Origin of the sequence: Candidatus Tisiphia endosymbiont of Ceraclea dissimilis (assembly GCF_964030735.1) — a bacterium.
Lineage (GTDB): Bacteria > Pseudomonadota > Alphaproteobacteria > Rickettsiales > Rickettsiaceae > Tisiphia.
The window spans coordinates 608939-627100 of the sequence record NZ_OZ034917.1 but is presented as its reverse complement, the minus strand read 5'-3'; the positions used below and the strand labels follow the sequence as shown (position 1 = coordinate 627100).

The window sequence follows — 18162 nt, the reverse complement described above, 5'->3', positions numbered from 1 at the left end:
ACTTAGGCATTATTACGAAATAATTTTTTAACTTTAGTGCCAAACATCCTGGGAAATTATGACCTCAGACAAGCCAAAACATGACGAAATCTTTCGCAAATCTATGGAAAATCCTATAGTTGCTAAAGAGTTTTTGGCAACTCATTTGCCGAAGGATGTGTTGGCTTTAATCGATAGCACATCTTTAAAATTAGAAAAAGATAGTTTTATTGAGCCAGACCTTTCTGAAACTATTTCTGATGTATTATTTTCTGTTAAGTTTAATGATCAGGATGGCTATATTTTTTTGCTATTGGAACATCAAAGTACTGTTGATAAAATGATGGCGTTTAGGTTATTTAAATATATGATTAACATTTGCGATCGATATTTAACTACTAATCCTAAAGCTATAGTCAATTCAGGAGAATTTGGGGCTAGGAACGATGGAGCGACGCCTATAAGTAATAGGCGAGCGACGAGTGACGACGTCCCCAACTTCTCATCAATTGACTATAAAAGCCTTCCATTAATTTATCCCTTAATACTTTATAATGGCAAGAAGAAATATAACGCACCTCTTAATATATGGAATTTATTTAGCCATCCAGATTTAGCCAGAGGCTTTTGGACGAATGATTGTCAGCTTATTAACGTACATGAAATCCCCGATGAAGAACTCAAGAAAAAAATATGGTCTGGGATTTTGTTATTTTTCCTCAAGCACATCCACGAACGTCAATTACTGAAAAGATGGCAAGAAATCTCTCATCTCTTGCCTAAATTGAGTAAAATAACAATAGGCCATGACCACATAAGAAATCTATTGAGCTATACTTTGACCTTTATTGAGCAAAGTGATAAAATAGAGTTAGAAAAAATATTAAAAAATAGTTTAACTAAAGAAAAAGGAGAAGAACTTATGCCTAGTATAGCTCAAGTATGGAAAGAAGAAGGGATAGAGATAGGGCTACAGGATGGTATTAGAATCGGAATACAGGATGGTATTAAAATCGGAGAAGCTAGGGGAGAAGCTAGAGGTAAAGCTAGAGGTGAAGCTAAATTAATAAAAATGATGATAAACAATGGTAACTCTATTGAAGAAGTAGCGAGAATTACTGGACTATCTATTACTAAAATCAATGAATTACTGAAACTACAGTAAATTATTAAATTAATCATTGTAACAAAATAATTTTTTAATTTCTAGGAACTAATTAAGATTGGGTTCTGTTATAACCCAAGATGTTTTATAAAATTAAAAGGGTACTTTATTACAGCTTTTTAGTCTCAAAAGAGGTCTATTTTAATCATTATCTTAAAAAATACGGAAAAGGTATATATGTCAATATTAGTTGATAAAAACACAAAAGTAATTTGCCAGGGTTTTACTGGTTCCCAAGGGACTTTTCATTCTGAACAAGCCATCAATTATGGCACTAAGATGGTAGGAGGAGTGACACCTGGAAAAGGTGATAATACTCATTTAGATCTACCTGTATATAATACAGTACATGAAGCAGTTGAAAAAACTGAGGCTACTGCCAGCGTTGTTTATGTTCCACCACTATTTGCGGCTGATTCAATTTTGGAAGCTATAGATGCAGGTATTAAATTAGTAGTGTGTATTACAGAGGGTATACCAGTACTTGATATGATAAAGGTCAAAAGGGCATTAGTAGGATCAAAAACTAGATTAATTGGGCCTAATTGTCCAGGTATTATTACTCCTGATGAGTGTAAAATTGGTATAATGCCTGGTTATATTCACAAGAGAGGAAGAGTTGGAATTATATCTCGGTCAGGTACTTTAACTTACGAAGCAGTAGCACAGACTACAGCTATTGGTCTTGGTCAATCCACCTGTATTGGTATTGGTGGGGATCCAGTTAATGGTACTGATTTTGTTGATTGTATTGAAATGTTTTTAAAAGATGATGAAACAGAATCGATTATTATGATTGGTGAAATAGGTGGAGATGCTGAAGAAAAAGCTGCTGAATTAATAAAAAGTTCAAAGATTAAAAAACCAATAGTTAGTTTTATTGCTGGTATTACTGCTCCTGAAGGAAAAAGGATGGGGCATGCTGGTGCGATTATTTCTAATGGACAAGGGTCAGCTGAACATAAATTGGAGGTACTACAGAGTGCAGGGGTCACTATCACTAGATCGCCAGCTGATATCGGTAAAACTATGTTCGAACTATTAGGAAAAATCTAAATTTAAAAAAACACAAAAAGACATGATAGGGAAAGTAATAGTTTTTATGATTCCTTCTTTCGAAACTAATTTGCTGTTGCCTTCCTTATCAAACAGCTAACATTATTATTTTGTTCATCAGAAATTCCTAATGCTGTTCTATAATGATAATCAGTAGCCTTAATGTTTATCCCACGCATAATCAAAAATTTTGCCATATAATAATTGCCAATTTCTGCAGCTTCATGTAAAAGAGTGTAATTATCATTCCCCCTTTTTTGAATGATTGAGTAATTATCCAAAAGAACCCTAAGAGCAAATAAATTATTTTTTCTAACTGCTTCAAAAGCTCTATCTGTTGCATCATTTACTATACTACTAGCAACATGCACATCACTATTATAATTATCAATAAACCTATTTATTATCTTTCTTTGATTCTCTCTATGCTCACTATCATAAATTCTCTTAAACATTTGAATAAATGCATACATCGCCATTTGATTTAATCTTGCCTCTTCTGTAAGTTCTCCCAATACTATATCATCATCTGGCAAAAATAACATTTGTTTTTCATCTTCTATGAACAGAGCCATTTCCGGTGATATTTCTTTAATACTACTAGTTAAACTTTTAGCAATTGGAGTAGATTTATCAGGCTGTTTGTTATTTACTGTTCTCTCTTTAACAACCTTACTAGATTGCTCTGATGGCTTATTATCTTTTACGAATACTGGTACAGGTGTTTGAGCTTGCGGTATTACAGAAACTGGAGAGCCTTTAGGAATAACAGGTACAATGGTAGGTTCAGTCACTTTAGGTTCAGTACTTTCCTTAGGTAATATTGCTGGTATGATATGGGGAGTTGCTTGAGCCTCAGTCGGCTTTTTTTCTTGTGAAGAAGGTAATATATCTAAATTAGGCGTAACCACTTCCTTTTTATCTTCACTACCTACTTGCTGCAACTCTACTGAATTTTTCTCTTTATCAGGCATAGTTATAGGCGGCACAGTATCTTGACTCTCTGTATTATGATTTTCAGCTGGTGGTAGGGTAGAATGGTTATTAATATTATTATTGTTTTTATTGGACTCTTCTGGCTCAATTTTCTGAGATGGAATTTTATCTAATTGTTCTGATTCTTTTAGGTTATTTATTTTTTTATCATCTAGAGTATTTTCTAGAATTGGTAATTTATTATCTCCTAAATCAATGAAAGAATCTGTTTCGCCCTCTTCCTTACTGCTATCTTGTGGTGTGGGTATTGGTTTTACTGATTCTGGTATTTGAGCATCTTTCTCGGAGTGCTTAAACTGCTGTATTTCTTTCAGCAAAGAATCTGTCTCTCCTGAATCTTCTTGATGTTTATTGACTTTATCATTTTCTAATTGTGGTAATGCTGGAGGAAGAGGTGGTGGGGCAGAATAAACCTTATCTGTAAACAAAAAAATAGTTATTAGAAATATTACCAGAAATTTTTTACAACTTAATCTAGCTAATAATTTTAGAATGACAAAACTCCTACTCTCATTTTCAAGAGTTCTATTAAAGTACATTAGAATTCTCACATTATTTTATATTATTAGTATAGCTAACTCAACTAACCTTACGACATCACTGTAATTAGACCTCTTGCATAACCTAAAGATAATTGAGGAATTTTTAGGAAAAACGAAGTCGAGTACCGCAGCGTACTAAGATGTACGTGAGGAACGGAGACGAGTTTTGACAACAAAATTACCAATTAGATTAGGTTATGCAAGAGGTCTATTGTAACATAATTTACTTCCTGCACTAAGTTATTTTTGCTATCTCTCATTTAGCTTGATCATTTGGCAATAACTTTTGAATCTCTTTTTCTACTACCTGCTTTACTAATAAAGGCAAATTTTTATCTAACCATTGTCTCAGTTGCGGTCTTATCATCTCAACAACTAGCTCCTCTAACGTTTTAACCTTAGAGTTTGCATTTGCGTTAATCTCTTGAGCTGCTTTCGAGAAATGTTGAAAAATCTTAGTAGTTTCTGCTGCCGATTTATCGGATATCAACGATTCCTGCAATAATTCTTCTGTTAATTGGCTCTGGGGATTATCCTCTAGTCCGTCTTCCTTAACCCAGATTTTCTCATGCAAGACTTCCCCCTCACCTACTATATTAGTCAATTCTAATATATCGTCATCATTAGATTGGCTGCCACTACGATTATCAATCATCCCTTTAATTGATTTCAATATTTCCTCAATTGACATATCTTGATTTTTCTTATGATCTTTACTCATAATTAAAAACCTATAATAAGCTTTTTCTTAAGTCCCTTAAACTCATCTTCAGGAGTAAAATATTTAACTTTCAAATTCAAGCTTTTTGCCGTCAATTCTCCCAATAAAGATTTAATTTGGTAAGCCGTTAAGATAGAGTCTTTATGTGCATCAACTTTTGCTATCTTAGCATTATATAATTTTTCTTCAGCAGTAAAAACTTCTAAGACTGTTTTAGAGCCAACAACTTCTTCCTGCATTGTCCCATCATAAGCTATTTGGGCAGCTTCTACCCCTTGCGATGCGGCAATAATTCTAGATTTTGCTGCTTCAAATCCTTCCCAACTACCAATAGCACTTGCCCGTATTTGTTTTATTGTATCATCAAGTTGAATAACAGCGCTCCTAGTACTATTTTTAGCTTTCCTAATTTTTGAATATTCAGTACCCTTAGAATAAATAGGTATATTAACTGATAAGGTTGATGTGGTGCTTCTATTATTGAGGCGATCCATTGGCTTTTCTGGAATATAGTAAGTTTTACCAGATTGAACTTTAAAACTTACCTTAGGCAAAAGTTCAGCTTTTGCTGCTATCTCGGCAGCTTTATGACTTCTAACACTATGTCTTGTACTATCTATGCTAGGATTAACATTTACCGCTCTCTGTATTAAATCCTCTAATGAATTAGGCAAATTGTCCGGCATAGAAGGCATAGCAATATCATCAGCTTCTATACCAAACAGACGAATGAAGTTTGCTTTTGTTGCTTGATAATTAGCATATAGGTTTAATCTATTAGTCTCAGATGCTGCAAGAGATGCCTTGGCACTAGCGAAATCTATTGATGTTGCTTCACCTAATTTTAGTTTTTCTTGAATGGTTGCTAATTGATGTTTGTTAGTTTTTACACTAATTTCAGAAATCTCATATTTTTCTTTTGCTTCATAACATTCGAGATAATTTTTTATTAAGCTTAAAAGAACCTTCTGCTCTCCCTCATAATATTTAGCACGCGATGCCCTGAAAGCTGATTGGGCAGATTTCAAAGCTGCAACACTACTACCACCATTAAATATAGGCTGTTCTAAAATAAAAGCTCCTTGTTTTGATCTTACCTCTCTTTTAGAAGAATGAGCATATTGACTATCCGGTTTACTACCACTAACATTATAATCAATATTATAAGATATGCTAGGCATAAAACCTGAGAAAGCTGCAGAAAATTGCTCAACCTCAGCTAAAAAATTCTGTCTAAGGGTATTTAAATCACCATTATTATCATACGCACTAGATAAAGCACTAGGTAAGTCGACAGCCAAAACTGAACAATTGAACAAAATGATAATGGAAAAATGCGTAACAAAACGTGTAAATTTATACATAGTTGATTCTAAATATGTTTATGTTAAAAAATTGGTAGATTCTGCAACAAGTTAAAGCTATCATTGAGCTAAAAATTGACCTATTGCAAAAGCTAACATATTATAGCTAATATGTAACATATCAAAAACTAACCTTAAGAGCAACATAACAGTGTTAAACTATAGTTTTTATTTGTATTATCTTTAAACAAGATGGTAGATTATCAATTAAAAAATTTAAATTAAATTTATTATGCCTAACTTATATTCTTTCCTTGCAAAAAGTGCTTTACCTAGTATCTTATCAAACCCTTCAATTGCTTCTACTGTACAGCAATTAAAGTTTGATTCTACGAATACATTCAAAATGTTTTCTAGTAACTTAAAAAACATAAAGAAAAGAGCTGGTTATATATATGACATATTTGTAGATTCAGATTCGAATGATCAACAACATGCTCAACAACAAACCCGAGAAATAGCTGAAGCTTTTAAAAAAACAGTCGGCAACTCCTTAGATGATTTAGATAAATATCTTGACGAACAAGAACAAACAAAAGAGGAAATGTGGTTTTTTGAAAGTACTTTTATTGAATACATAATAAACATTCTTGAAAGCATTTTACAGTTTCAAAATAAACTAAATGCCTCGTATCCTGGAGCGTCAGAAAAGATTATCGATTTTTGTGGAAATTTATTAATTGCTTTAATATCTATACAAATGCCGATAGTTGGTTTGGTACTCAAAGGAAGTGGCTTGTTAGATTCGGTAAAATCTTTTCTCAGTACGGAAAATCTAACAAAGACAGTAGATAATTGGAAGGCAAAACTAGGAACAGTTGAAGAAAAATTAGTAAAAATAGAACAGCATCCAGATCTTAAAGAAAAATGCTGCAAAGCAAAACAAATTGCTGAAATATCAGAGATAACTGGAGCTTCACCTGTAGCTGTAGCGGCATTAGGGTTGGATAGTGACTCTTTGAACAAAGTTAAAAAATCGGTTGCACAAGATCCAAAAGAAAAAGATTCTTTTAAAAAACTTATTGACTTGTCTGAAGAAATTCCCTATAGTAAAGGTAGTATAATTGGGGTTATTGGTGCCATATCTGACGGCGTGGGTAAAATCCTTGGATATACGCCAAATAAAGAGAAAGCTCTAAAAAATTCAATCGAACCATAATTATCCGCTATAAAAGAAAACCTCCTCGCTACATTAAATCCTAATAAAAGCATCATTGAAAAATTAGATTGTTGTTATAAAGCAACAAAAAATATATTTACTATCACATCTCAAATACAAGAAGCAGTCAAATTAACACCAAACAGAGAAAAAATCGTTTCAACTTTTGTAAATTTAGTTAAAGATAAAACAAAAAATATCCTTCCTGCACATTTTTTACAAGATATGACATCATTAAAAACTACTTTAAAACCGCTATCCACACTAGTGCAAATTGGTAATGCTATGAAAATAGCTCTTGGAAATAGCAATAACAAAGCCCAAAGCACAGGACGGGAAAGGTAATAGGCACAATTGTTAAAATTAGAAGAGGATGCAGGTTTTAGAGGTAATCATGGCAGTTTAAAAGTTGCAAAAAAATAATTGGCGTCATTGCGAGCCACCGTAGGTGGCGTGGCAATCCATAAAAAGAAGACAAATGTCACCCCTGCTTCGGTGCGGGGTCTAGATCACAACTGTTGAAAGTTAGAAGAGGAAGCGGTTTTAGACCGGATAGTTTAAAAGTCGTATGTGGTCAACGTCTATTAGCGAGAAAGACCTTAGGTCGACGAAGCAATCCACAAAAGTAACCAAAGATGGATTGCCACGACCTACTTGCGTGGTCTCGCAATGACAGAAAACCTATCTAAAACCCGCTTTACCTTCTAACTTTCAACAGTTGTGGTTGCCAGACCGACGAAGCAATCCAGGAAAGTGATTAGAAATGGATTGCTTCGTTGACCTTACGGTCTCCTCGCAATGACGCTTGGTGATCAGGTTTTTTTATTCATCACAAAAAAATAGCAAAAAAATCGTGAATGCTCACATTCAATCTACAACTGTAGTACTAGGAGCATTAAATTCTTGTTGTCTTCATCTTATCCTTACCAACATATATGGGATAGTGTTATGAAAAAATTAGCTATAGAATAAGCTAATAGGGTACTGTCCCCGGTACAATAAAAAATGGGGGTAAGGGTGGATTCTATCTTAAATCAGGAAAAATTGCATATCTAGACATAATTTAAGTGAAAATTAACATATCCATGACCACTTATAAGCGATATTGCCATTTTATTTTTATAAATACCTCCTTCATGAAATATCCAGGCTAGAAAACAGAATATCGACCATTCTTCACTTAATTTAGACCGTCCTCCGTTTTGTCCGGTTTACATGATGCGATATATACATTTAAAATTCATTGTCAAGTTAAATTAAAACTATTGTGCTTATTGAATAAATATAGAAATTTGATGACTATTTTGCTGTGTATTTTAGTGCTACAGTTGTAAATTAATTTAATCTGAGTCTATTCAAGGTCTATGGTGCTAATCCCATGCTGAGTTTTATCCCATTTGAAGGGCATAAAAACAATCTGCCAAATAGCCTTGTAACTTGCTATCGTGTGTAGCAAAAAATACAAAGGCCATACTAACAAGGCAGCAACATCTAATACTCGAAAATTAGTTATTTTGCCTTTTTTGCTCAGTAAAATAAAAAAAGCACTACCATAAAGGTACGAAAAAGCAAAAAAACTATTAACTATCCACAAATAATTAACTACAGCCAATTTATTAATTTTAATAGTTATTATTAGAAATGGTACACAACAAAAACCATAAGAAGAAAAACCAATAAAAATGAAAATAGTAATTATTTGATAGAATTTAAACCTTTTATATTTGTCTTTTTGGGCAAGGAATACCAAAAATGTTTGGATAAATCCTTTTATCCAACGAGACCTTTGATTTATCCAATTGATAATATCTATAGGCGATTCCTCTAAAGTATAAGAATCGATCATATGAACTTTATAGCCAAATGAATATAGCCTAATCCCTAAATCAGCATCCTCAGTAACATTATAAGCATCCCAGAAGCCTATTTTTTGTAAAGCATCAACCTTAAAATGATTGCTAGTTCCTCCAAGAGTCACCGGTAAGTTCATTAAACTTAAGCCTTTCAGAAGATATTTAAACCATAAACAATATTCTATACTAAAAAGCTTAGTGAGTAAATTTTCATTCTCGTTATAAAAATTAAGTTTAGCTTGCAAACATACATATTCTTTTGGTAAACTATCAAAGGCTATTACTGCTTTAATACCAAATCACTATCTAATTAACAAGATACTATCCAATTCCAAGCACATATAGATTTGACAATTGCAGGATTATTTTCATAATAATTACATGCTGTGATTAGTTGATTTTCTATAGCATTCATTGAATCAAAAGCTAGGTTATAAAAGAATTTTTCCCTCATATCATCCCATATATTTTCTTGTGGGTTTAATTGTGGGCTATATGGTGGCAAGTAAGCTAGTTTAATATTATTAGGTAATAATTCTTTATCGAGTTTATGTGCAGCAGCTCCATCGCATACTACTAAAAGAAAATTATCCTTATAACGCTTTGCCATTTCTTGTAGCATTAACATCATCCAATCTTGGTTCATTAAAGGCAAAATAAGGAAACAACTAGCACCGTCAAATGGACAAATTGCCCCATAAGTATAAGTATATTCACGAATAATTTGTTTCTTAAGTAAAGGCCTGATTCCAGCCGGAACCCAGCAACGCCTTAATGAATCTATACGACCAAAACGTGCCTCATCTTGGAAGAATATCTTTAATTCCTTGCCTTCAGTTGCTGCTGATACTCTTGCTTCTTTAACCATATCAGGCCACTTTTTTTAAAAGTTTCTACCGCATCCTTCTTTTGTTTAGGATGGTATGGTCTTGGTGCAATTTTACGCCACCCATGCCTATGAAGCAGCCTATAAGCTGTGTAACGTGCTATTTTACTACCAACCGTTTCCTCAAAAATCTTATGCACCTTGCTAATTTCTACTATCCCACCATTAACGGCATTCTGTTCTATCTTTTTAAGCATCTCACGTTCTTGCTCTTGAGTTAGATAACTTCTGTATCTCCCACCTTTCTTCCTGCTACATAGTGCCTTTAAGCCTTTTTTCCGACATTGACTATGGGTTCTGTGAACATGACTTTCTGATAATCCTGTAACTTTAGCAATCAATGATGTCGGCATTTTTTCACTCACTCTTAGATAGATTGATTGATAACGTCTAAATTCTTCTTTAGTCTTTGCTTCATTCATTAATTGTTTCACTTCTTCTACATTAACTTCTAATACCTTATACCCTCTAGACATCTTTAACACTATACTATCTTAAATAACACACTATAGCATCTATATTATTAAATAGATAGTGATTTGGTATAAGGAGTTGATCAGTATCAGGTCTATCTTCCGCATCATATATTACTACATATTTTCCTTTACAATATTGCATGGCATAGTTAAGAGCTTTCGGTTTAGTTCTAGGTAGAGTAAATGGTACTTTAATCAAATGTATATAAGAGGGTAATTCATATAGAATGCTTTCCTTGATCATTAAATAATCATCTGCTTCAACAATGATTTTGACATCTAATTTATGTTTAGGATAATTAATATTAGTGATACAACTAATTATTGACTTTAGTTTGCCTGATTCTTGATATAATGGGAGTAAGATAGTATAAATAGGTAGGGAATCATTGGAATATAGATCACTAATTTTAAATATGGTATCTGGCGTAATTGCTGCTTGGTTAAATAGTATAATTTTTAAAATATTTTGTGAAAAATAGCAGATAATATTAATTATATGAAAAAGATGTTTAAAATTAAGTAATATGGCAAAATATATCAAAAAAAATATGATAATTGACTTAGTGTAATTGATGTTTTTTGCTATCATGTATAATGAGAGAAATTCAAGAAAATATTTGGATTTTATGATATTTAAATGACTGAAATTTCGTTCAAGTAATTGATAAAAATCATTCTTTCTAACCAACTTAATTTGCACGTTATAATGTATGGCTGATAACTTTCCTAAATAGGCTAGGTCATTTATAGCAAGCACCTCATTACTTTCATCATTTTCATAAATGAAATAACCATTTCTGACATATTGATCAATTTTTGAGTAATCATAAATCTTAACCTGAGATTCCTGGACACTTAATAGTGGTAATAGTTTATACTTATATAAAATTTCTATAATCATCTCATTATTAATAATCCCTTCTTCGATTATCGTGTTAAAAAAATCATTCTCAGCTAATTTGAGCTTAATATGAGATATTTGTAAATCAGTAACTAGCTGTTCTTTTGCTAGAATATCTAAAAATTCTATATTCAGGCTCCTTATATATCCATCCATATTGAAAATATTACTCCCGATATTTTATAACGCTGTTTAATAAGGCTTTTATCCGAAAAATACCCTATTTGTGTTGTTATACTATTTTTCTTTAGATTACCAAACTTAATCTTTTTTGCAATTGAAAATTGCTTATATAAAGTTTTATTATAAATATTACCATAATTTCTTCTATTATAATATTTGGTAAAGCTCACTAACATAATGCCATTTTGAAATTCAACTCCCTTAGACATGGAAAAACTATAATGGTTTCTTTTGCCATATGGATTATTTAGGTTCTGCCCAAAACTCAAAATACCTTGAGCAAATACTGAAGTTTCACCTAAAATTGTCCGCATTTTTTTGGATATTGCTGATAACAATAATAATTCATAAGAAAATTGCTGCTCACACCCATCTTGAGTTATGTATATTCTTGGCTGAACTGAGACTACCCGATGAATATTTTGAAAAAGCTTAATTTTATAAAATATACCAATTTCTTTATTATTAGATAGGTAGTTCATATCATTACTTCCCTGAAATTTATTTTCTTTATAAAGCAATTGAATAGCTAAATTTTGGTTATTATTAATGCCATATTCGATAGTAAAAATTCTCATTAATTGATCTTGGTATGAAGATATTTCTCTTGAGCTACGTTCTAAAGATTGAATTTGGCAAAATAACTTATTATACAGAGCTGATGAATTGTTAACCAACTTGATACGTTCTCTTAAATGGGCTAGTTTACGCTGAATTTGTAAAAAGAGATCGGCTCTTATTTGCTTAATATTTTCAGAATTTTTATCGATAGTAGCAGTAGTAGCTAGATATCTATACCTACCTGAGTCGATTAACCAAGCTGATCCATAAACCTTATTTGCTATAGAAATTATAAATAATAATATAAAAATGATTGTTATTTTCACTTAAACAGCAACTAATAGTTTAAATTACTAAAATACAACTTATTATAAATTTAGTAAAATTAAATTTAAGTTAATAAACAGATATATTAGTAGATTTTTAACTAATTAAGTATATATCTAAGAAAAATTAATTTTATAGCATTTTAGTAATATACTTTTTCTACCATTGTGATATGATAAATCAACAAAATTATCGATTTATCAAAATTTTACAACTAATTGGAAATTCAATAATCTTTACAACAGATTTAATTTAAATTAATATAATCAAGGATTTAACGTTAATTTAATTGAAGCTTGTATATAATTTTTTTATAGTTTAATCTCTAAGTTATATAAATAATATTTAATAAAAGGTATAAAATGCTAGAAAACAGTTCAGAACAAGATAATTCAGATCAAGAAGATATATGGCGTAATGAATTAGGGGAAACATATGAGGAGCAAGAGGCTCGTTTAGATCGTGAAGAATCTATTAGAAAACGCAATGCTATTATATTTGTTTTTATTCCGATGTTAATTGGATTCCTAACATTTACTTATTTTTTCCTTAATTCCATAGAAGAAAAGAGCAAGTTGGCGAAACAACAACAATCAACTACCATCGATAGTAGTCAAGATACAAAGAAAGAAAATAATTAAATTATATTTAAAATCGGGAATAGTAATTATATTTAATTACATTCCCCTTTTTTCTTCGATTTATCAATTTATGTGCTATTTATACAACTCTGTGATAAAAATTAGCAATTAAAAATTTTTTATTTTATAGTCAATTCAGGGGAATTGGACACAACTGTTGAAAGTTAGAAGGTAAAGCGGGTTTTAGATAGGTTTTCTGTCATTGTGAGACCACGCAAGTAGGTCGTGGCAATCCATCTTTGGTTACTTTTATGGATTGCTTCGTCGACCTAAGGTCTTTCTCGCTAATAGACGTTGACCACATACGATTTTTAAACTATCCGGTCTAAAACCGCTTCCTCTTCTAACTTTCAACAGTTGTGGGAATTGGGTAGCAGGAGCGATGGAGCGACGCCTATAAGTAATAGGCGAGTAACGATGTCACCAACTTCTCACCAATTGAACTACAGCAATTCTTTGTCTTTTGTCTTTTTCAAATTTTCTTCTTCTTTTTGCTTACCTTTAAATTTTGTTAAGAATTCATCTGTTATGTATATAAGAACCATACTAAAGCTAAGATGAGGAGCCTCTAATATTATAGTACAATCACTATCTGCAAATCTAATTTCTTTATCGCCTAACCTAGGGTTTTGGTTATAGGTAAGTTTGTATTTTTCTGAAAGCAACTGGTAAAACTCTGTGAATTTACTTTTATCTATTGTTAAGATTACTGCTTGAATAATATTATCGTCATTACATATTATTAGTAGCTTAGTAAGTCCCTCTAATTTAACATCTCCAACATTGAGATAATAATTATATCCCTCCCAATGGTTATTTTCTTTTTTGGTGATATGATATAATTTTTCTACGTCTGAGATAGTTGCTTTATTTAATTCAAGACCTAAAGGAGACGGATTAGCATTAACATTTAAGTTGAAAATTAAAATAAATAATATGTATAATATCCTAGTGATCATAAAAGTTACCTTAGTGTCTATTAATTTATAACCATGATAATACAAACCAATTAGATTTTCAACTAATTATTTCATTTAATCAGCATAAAATATGCTAAAAACTAACTTTAAAAGTTGTTTTTTACCAAATTTTGGAGTTTAATTGCCAATAGAGACTTATTAAACTACTTGCTAATTACGGGATAAGAAGCTAATTTGATGTAAAATAGATACAATTTTTTGTAATTAGACTATAAAAATAATTATATTCAAAAATTCTGAATAAGTCTCAGTTGCAGTCAATTTAGTGTTTGATATAATCTATGCAACGAGATTAATAAATCTTGCTGGCATCTGGTATAATAAATACATTAATGTCTGATAATGTTAACAATCTATTTGGAGAGCTGATCATATGAATAAAGGAGAATTAGTAGCATTAATGGCTGAAGCGGGTCATTCAAAAACTGATGCAGAAAAAGCCCTTACTTGGGTTGTAGATAGTGTACTTAAAGCACTTAGTCGTGGTGAGGACGTTAATCTAGTGGGATTTGGTTCTTTTCACATACAAAGTAGAGCCGCACGTGAAGGTCGTAATCCAAAAACTGGCGAAAAAATGCATATTGCTGCTTATAAGCAACCAGTATTTAGAGCTGGTAAGAAAATGAAAGAAGCTTGTAATAATTCTTAAGTTGTTTTTCTTAGAGCTAGTTCGATTATATAGTTCTGTCTATTAGCGAGGAGTACGTAAGCTAACGAAACAATCCTGTTTTGTGCCATCCCTTTAAGGGTTGTCATCCCTGCGAAAGCAGGGATATAGATTCCCGCTTACGCGGGAATGACAATTTACTTTTTATGTCACCCCTGCGTAAGCAGGGGTCTAGATTCCCGCCTACGCGGAAATGACAAATTTTGATTATCGAGTAATAGACAGCTTTTCTACTTTATTTTCTTAAACTGACGCCTATGCACTTACGTGGGAATGACAATTTATGGATGACAACTTACAATTGCCATTAAAGCAATTCCTTGCTAATAGACGTTAATTTACTGTGGTTAAACGATAGGGGTTGCTTGCAATAATTATGATTTTTGCAGGAAATAGTATATCTTATTGCAAAAAAATGATGAGTATAATAAAATGATAGTAAGATATAATTTGTATAGAAGTGTACATAAATTCATTCGTAAGGAGCTATACCAGTTTGGAGGGAAGCTAGGCACAACAGATTTTCGAAAAATATTAGCTATAATTAGTATTAAAGATTCTTTTGATAACATTGTATTTGATCTAAAAATGCATGCACAAAAAGAAGAAAAATATTTTACCCCACTATTTGAAAAAAAACAATCAATCGTGCATAAGCAAGTTGAGCAAGCACATTTCAGCCAACAAAATGAGTTGGTGGTCTTTCAGGGGCTTTTTGAAACTGCGATAAAAACCGTGGATGATGAAGAGCGAGTTGTGCAGGGTCGCCATATCTGCTCCTCATATGATGAGTTTCTGTCTGACAATCTTCTGCATTTTTATCAAGAAGAAAACATATTAATGCCTGAATTATGGAAGCTTTATTCGGATAAAGAGTTGCAGCAGGTTACCATAGATAGTTATAAAGGTCTGCCTGAAGAGGTTTTATTAGATAGCTCGAGCTTCTTCCCGGTTTTAAATTTTTTTGAAAAACGCACTTATTTACAAGATATTAAAGAAGCTTGTTCACCTGAACTGTTTCTTGAAATTTGGAAGCGTTCATTAGTCTCAGAAGGCTGTTTCACTACTGATGAAAAATCTGCTTTTGCCATTGAGTTTGATTTACCCTTAAGTTTATTCGCAGCCCAAAAGAACCAAATATAGAATTACTTTAGTTATTGTCAGCAGTATCCTCTAGGTTCTTATATATTAAAGAAGAATATATGGAAAAATTGTTAGAATGGGAACGCCGAAGTAAGTTTTTCGATCTTGAATTTGAAGAAATTAAAAATTTATGTAAAAAGTTTTTAATTAGGGAAGATAAGTTTATTGTTACTAAAGCAAAACATGGGCTTGCGAATACAAATTATATTATTGAATTCGAGAATGGAGATAAATTTATATTACGCATTAATGTTCGAGATATAGAGTTAGGTAAAAAAGAATTTAAACTTTCACATTTACTCCATAATGAACCTTTAGTTCCAAAATTTCTTAGTTTTAATCCTATAAATGAAACAACAAACTATTTTTGCAGTTTTATAGAATATCGTGAAGGTAATTTATTATCAGATTTTTTAACTGATCCTTCGCTTTTAGACTCAATACTAGTAATATATAGTAAACTTGGTGAATTTTTAGGGAATTTGAACTCCTATAAGTTTCAAGAAAGTGGTTTACTCACTGCAAATTTATCAATCAACAAAATTACTACCAAACATAATGAATATAATGTATTTATAAATTATATTTTAGATAAAATAACTAAGCCCAGAGTGAAAGATAAGTTAGGTAAACAACTTTCTGATAGTTTAAAAAATAAAATTATTTCATATGAGAAATTTTTTCCAAAGGAAGGTAATAATCAATTGGTGCATGGTGATTTTAAACCTTCTAATATTTTAGTTAAGAATGTCGATGGAACATTAATTTTATCAGGGATATTAGATTGGGAATTTGCTTATTCTGGTTCAGTATATGGTGATATTGCAACTTTATTTAGGTTTAAACATTTATTCGATAAACAGCTAAAAGAGAGTTTTGCTTCTGGATACTCAAAAGTATCAAAGTCACTAGATTCAGATTGGGAAAAAAAAGCAAAATTAGTTGATTTAGTAAATTTATGCGATTTGTTAGATTCTGAAGATGAAAGACCTAACATGTATAATAACATAACAGGGTTAATCGCTGATATAGTCAATTGATGAGAAGTTGGGGACGTCGTCGCTCGTCACTCCTAGCCCCAAATTTTCCTGAATTGACTATAGTCAATTTCTCCTGAACTAACTATAATCCCTACTTTGGGTAGCTAAAAGATAAGCAATTGACAAGTGGAATAAATAGAATGATCAAAGAATATCTTGAGGATAGATTTAAACAAGGTCGGCTTTATAATAGTTGGTTGATTGACGTTGATGATACGGCAAAAGCTTTAGAAAATTTACTAATATTTATAGAAAGCAGTTTGTTTGCAGATAAAATTCAATTAAAAAATCATCCAGATTATCGGTTAGTAGCAAGGGATAATTCTGGTTCCGCTAATGTCAAAGACATATCTGTTGACCAAATTAGGGATTTACAGCAATTTTTTTATAAAACATCGTCAATATCTAAATATAGAGTAGCTGTTATCTATCAAGCCGATCTAATGAATCTTAATGCGGCAAATTCCTGCCTTAAACTTTTAGAAGATACCCCAAAGGATAGTTTTATTTTCTTAATTACCTCAAGAGCTGCTGGCATAATAAGCACTATAAGATCTAGATGTGCTAAAATTAATATAAAATCACAAAATCGCTTAGTGGGGAGTGAAATATATGTTAAATTCATTACATATATTGCTAATTGTTCAAACCCTGAAGTGAGGTTAAATATTATCGAAGAATTTACCAGTAAAAACAAAGAATTATGGGGAGATTTTGCTTATAGCATGCTATATCTAGTTAATAGGATTACTAAGAAATCGCTCAATATCAATATTGAATTTAATGAATTAGAGAATAAAATATTTAATCAATTACCTTCCAATTCACCTGATTGGTTGGTAACAAAATTTGCTAATGTTAAGCGAATAATAAATAATACTATAGATTATGACCTAGATTTAAGAGCTAGTACCATAGCATTAATAGAAGAACTAACTTAAATTAAATATATCCTTAGTTATTTTTGTGACAATATTCTTTTTAATACGACATGGTGAAACAGATTGGTCTTTAAATGAAAAACATCAATTAAAAGGTGAATATAGGGACTTGCCATGTTTAACGCCAAATGGGATTAGACAAGCCAATGAGCTATCTAAAAATCTGAGATTAGAACATGCAGAACTAATTCTATCTTCTCCATATACTAGGGCGTTGCAAACCGCAGCAATTCTTTCAAAAAACATTAATTTAAACATCACTGTAGAATTTGACTTAAGAGAATGGCAACCAGACTTAAGGTTAGAAATTAGCAATCAACTACAGCTAAAAAGTGCAATAGATGATTATAAAAGAAATGATGGTATATACCCAGAAGGTATTCTTAAAACGTGGGAATCAAAAAGTTCTATAAAAGATAGAACAGAAGGTGTTTTAACAAAATATCTAAACTATAAGTATGTAATAGTAGTAACTCATGAGCAGGTAATAAAAACATGGGTAGATGCTTGTCAGATACTACATTGTTCTATTAATGAGTTAGAGATAACTTAAAAATATACTTAAATGATTTGCTAAA

At 31.5% G+C, this 18162-nt stretch carries 18 protein-coding genes; 9 read left to right on the top strand and 9 right to left on the bottom strand.

Translation table 11 applies throughout. The features are described from left to right. The first annotated feature begins 58 nt into the window (after positions 1–58). Both ACQH1V_RS03045 and sucD read left to right on the top strand, forming a co-directional pair. A complete protein-coding gene (locus ACQH1V_RS03045) occupies positions 59–1144 on the top strand; it encodes an Rpn family recombination-promoting nuclease/putative transposase (protein ID WP_425360740.1) in 1086 nt (361 codons plus the stop codon). A 177-nt stretch (positions 1145–1321) separates the two neighbouring features. Further along, on the top strand, positions 1322–2200 hold the full coding sequence (sucD, locus tag ACQH1V_RS03040; protein WP_425360739.1) for a succinate--CoA ligase subunit alpha: 879 nt from the start codon (positions 1322–1324) through the stop codon (positions 2198–2200). 65 nt (positions 2201–2265) lie between these two features. On the opposite strand, the gene ACQH1V_RS03035 is transcribed toward sucD, so the two are convergent. The 3 genes from ACQH1V_RS03035 to ACQH1V_RS03025 all read right to left on the bottom strand — a co-directional run bounded on the left by ACQH1V_RS03035 (position 2266) and on the right by ACQH1V_RS03025 (position 5823). Further along, positions 2266–3735, bottom strand: coding sequence for an ankyrin repeat domain-containing protein (locus tag ACQH1V_RS03035; RefSeq protein WP_425360738.1), 1470 nt, complete (start codon positions 3733–3735; stop codon positions 2266–2268). 259 nt (positions 3736–3994) lie between these two features. Next, entirely contained in the window at positions 3995–4459 is a 465-nt protein-coding gene (locus ACQH1V_RS03030) for a DUF2497 domain-containing protein (RefSeq protein ID WP_425360737.1), read from the bottom strand. A 2-nt stretch (positions 4460–4461) separates the two neighbouring features. Next, positions 4462–5823, bottom strand: a complete 1362-nt coding sequence (locus ACQH1V_RS03025) for a TolC family protein (protein ID WP_425360736.1) — start codon at positions 5821–5823, stop codon at positions 4462–4464. A 232-nt stretch (positions 5824–6055) separates the two neighbouring features. Here ACQH1V_RS03025 and ACQH1V_RS03020 point away from each other — a divergent pair, with 232 nt between their 5' ends. Then, positions 6056–6982: a hypothetical protein gene (locus ACQH1V_RS03020; protein WP_425360735.1), complete on the top strand. Its 927-nt coding sequence runs from the start codon at positions 6056–6058 to the stop codon at positions 6980–6982. Positions 6983–8333: 1351 nt separating this feature from the next. Here ACQH1V_RS03020 and ACQH1V_RS03015 read toward each other — a convergent pair. The 5 genes from ACQH1V_RS03015 to ACQH1V_RS02995 form a co-directional block, all read right to left on the bottom strand. Next, a complete protein-coding gene (locus ACQH1V_RS03015; protein ID WP_425360734.1) occupies positions 8334–9080 on the bottom strand; it encodes a glycosyltransferase family 2 protein in 747 nt (248 codons plus the stop codon). A 65-nt stretch (positions 9081–9145) separates the two neighbouring features. Continuing rightward, positions 9146–9703 (bottom strand): IS630 family transposase, encoded by a 558-nt coding sequence (locus tag ACQH1V_RS03010; protein ID WP_425360101.1) that lies wholly within the window; start codon positions 9701–9703, stop codon positions 9146–9148. Then, positions 9655–10197, bottom strand: a complete 543-nt coding sequence (locus tag ACQH1V_RS03005) for a helix-turn-helix domain-containing protein (RefSeq protein ID WP_425360100.1) — start codon at positions 10195–10197, stop codon at positions 9655–9657. The genes ACQH1V_RS03010 and ACQH1V_RS03005 overlap by 49 nt, the downstream gene beginning before the upstream one ends. A 13-nt stretch (positions 10198–10210) precedes the next feature. Beyond that, the gene (locus ACQH1V_RS03000) at positions 10211–11257 is read right to left on the bottom strand and encodes a hypothetical protein (RefSeq protein WP_425360733.1); all 1047 of its coding nucleotides are present in this window, start codon (positions 11255–11257) and stop codon (positions 10211–10213) included. Next, positions 11242–12171: a hypothetical protein gene (locus ACQH1V_RS02995; RefSeq protein ID WP_425360732.1), complete on the bottom strand. Its 930-nt coding sequence runs from the start codon at positions 12169–12171 to the stop codon at positions 11242–11244. Before ACQH1V_RS02995 ends, ACQH1V_RS03000 begins: the two co-directional genes overlap by 16 nt. 363 nt (positions 12172–12534) lie before the next feature. Here ACQH1V_RS02995 and ACQH1V_RS02990 point away from each other — a divergent pair, with 363 nt between their 5' ends. After that, complete coding sequence (locus tag ACQH1V_RS02990) at positions 12535–12813, top strand: RC1041 family protein (RefSeq protein ID WP_239832694.1); 279 nt, start codon at positions 12535–12537, stop codon at positions 12811–12813. Between the two features lie 443 nt (positions 12814–13256). Here ACQH1V_RS02990 and ACQH1V_RS02985 read toward each other — a convergent pair whose 3' ends face one another. Beyond that, positions 13257–13772, bottom strand: coding sequence for a hypothetical protein (locus ACQH1V_RS02985; RefSeq protein WP_341748603.1), 516 nt, complete (start codon positions 13770–13772; stop codon positions 13257–13259). 394 nt (positions 13773–14166) lie between these two features. Between ACQH1V_RS02985 and ACQH1V_RS02980 the strand changes: the two genes are divergently transcribed. From ACQH1V_RS02980 to ACQH1V_RS02960, 5 genes are all read left to right on the top strand, one after another. Beyond that, positions 14167–14442 carry an HU family DNA-binding protein gene (locus ACQH1V_RS02980; RefSeq protein WP_341748604.1) on the top strand — a complete coding sequence of 92 codons (276 nt, stop codon included), beginning with the start codon at positions 14167–14169 and terminating at the stop codon, positions 14440–14442. 423 nt (positions 14443–14865) lie between these two features. Next, positions 14866–15603, top strand: a complete 738-nt coding sequence (locus ACQH1V_RS02975; protein WP_425360731.1) for a hemerythrin domain-containing protein — start codon at positions 14866–14868, stop codon at positions 15601–15603. Between the two features lie 59 nt (positions 15604–15662). After that, positions 15663–16643, top strand: coding sequence for an aminoglycoside phosphotransferase family protein (locus ACQH1V_RS02970; protein ID WP_425360730.1), 981 nt, complete (start codon positions 15663–15665; stop codon positions 16641–16643). A gap of 140 nt (positions 16644–16783) precedes the next feature. After that, positions 16784–17584: a DNA polymerase III subunit delta' gene (locus tag ACQH1V_RS02965; RefSeq protein WP_341748606.1), complete on the top strand. Its 801-nt coding sequence runs from the start codon at positions 16784–16786 to the stop codon at positions 17582–17584. 25 nt (positions 17585–17609) lie between these two features. Next, entirely contained in the window at positions 17610–18137 is a 528-nt protein-coding gene (locus ACQH1V_RS02960) for a histidine phosphatase family protein (RefSeq protein ID WP_425360729.1), read from the top strand. Positions 18138–18162: the final 25 nt, after the last annotated feature.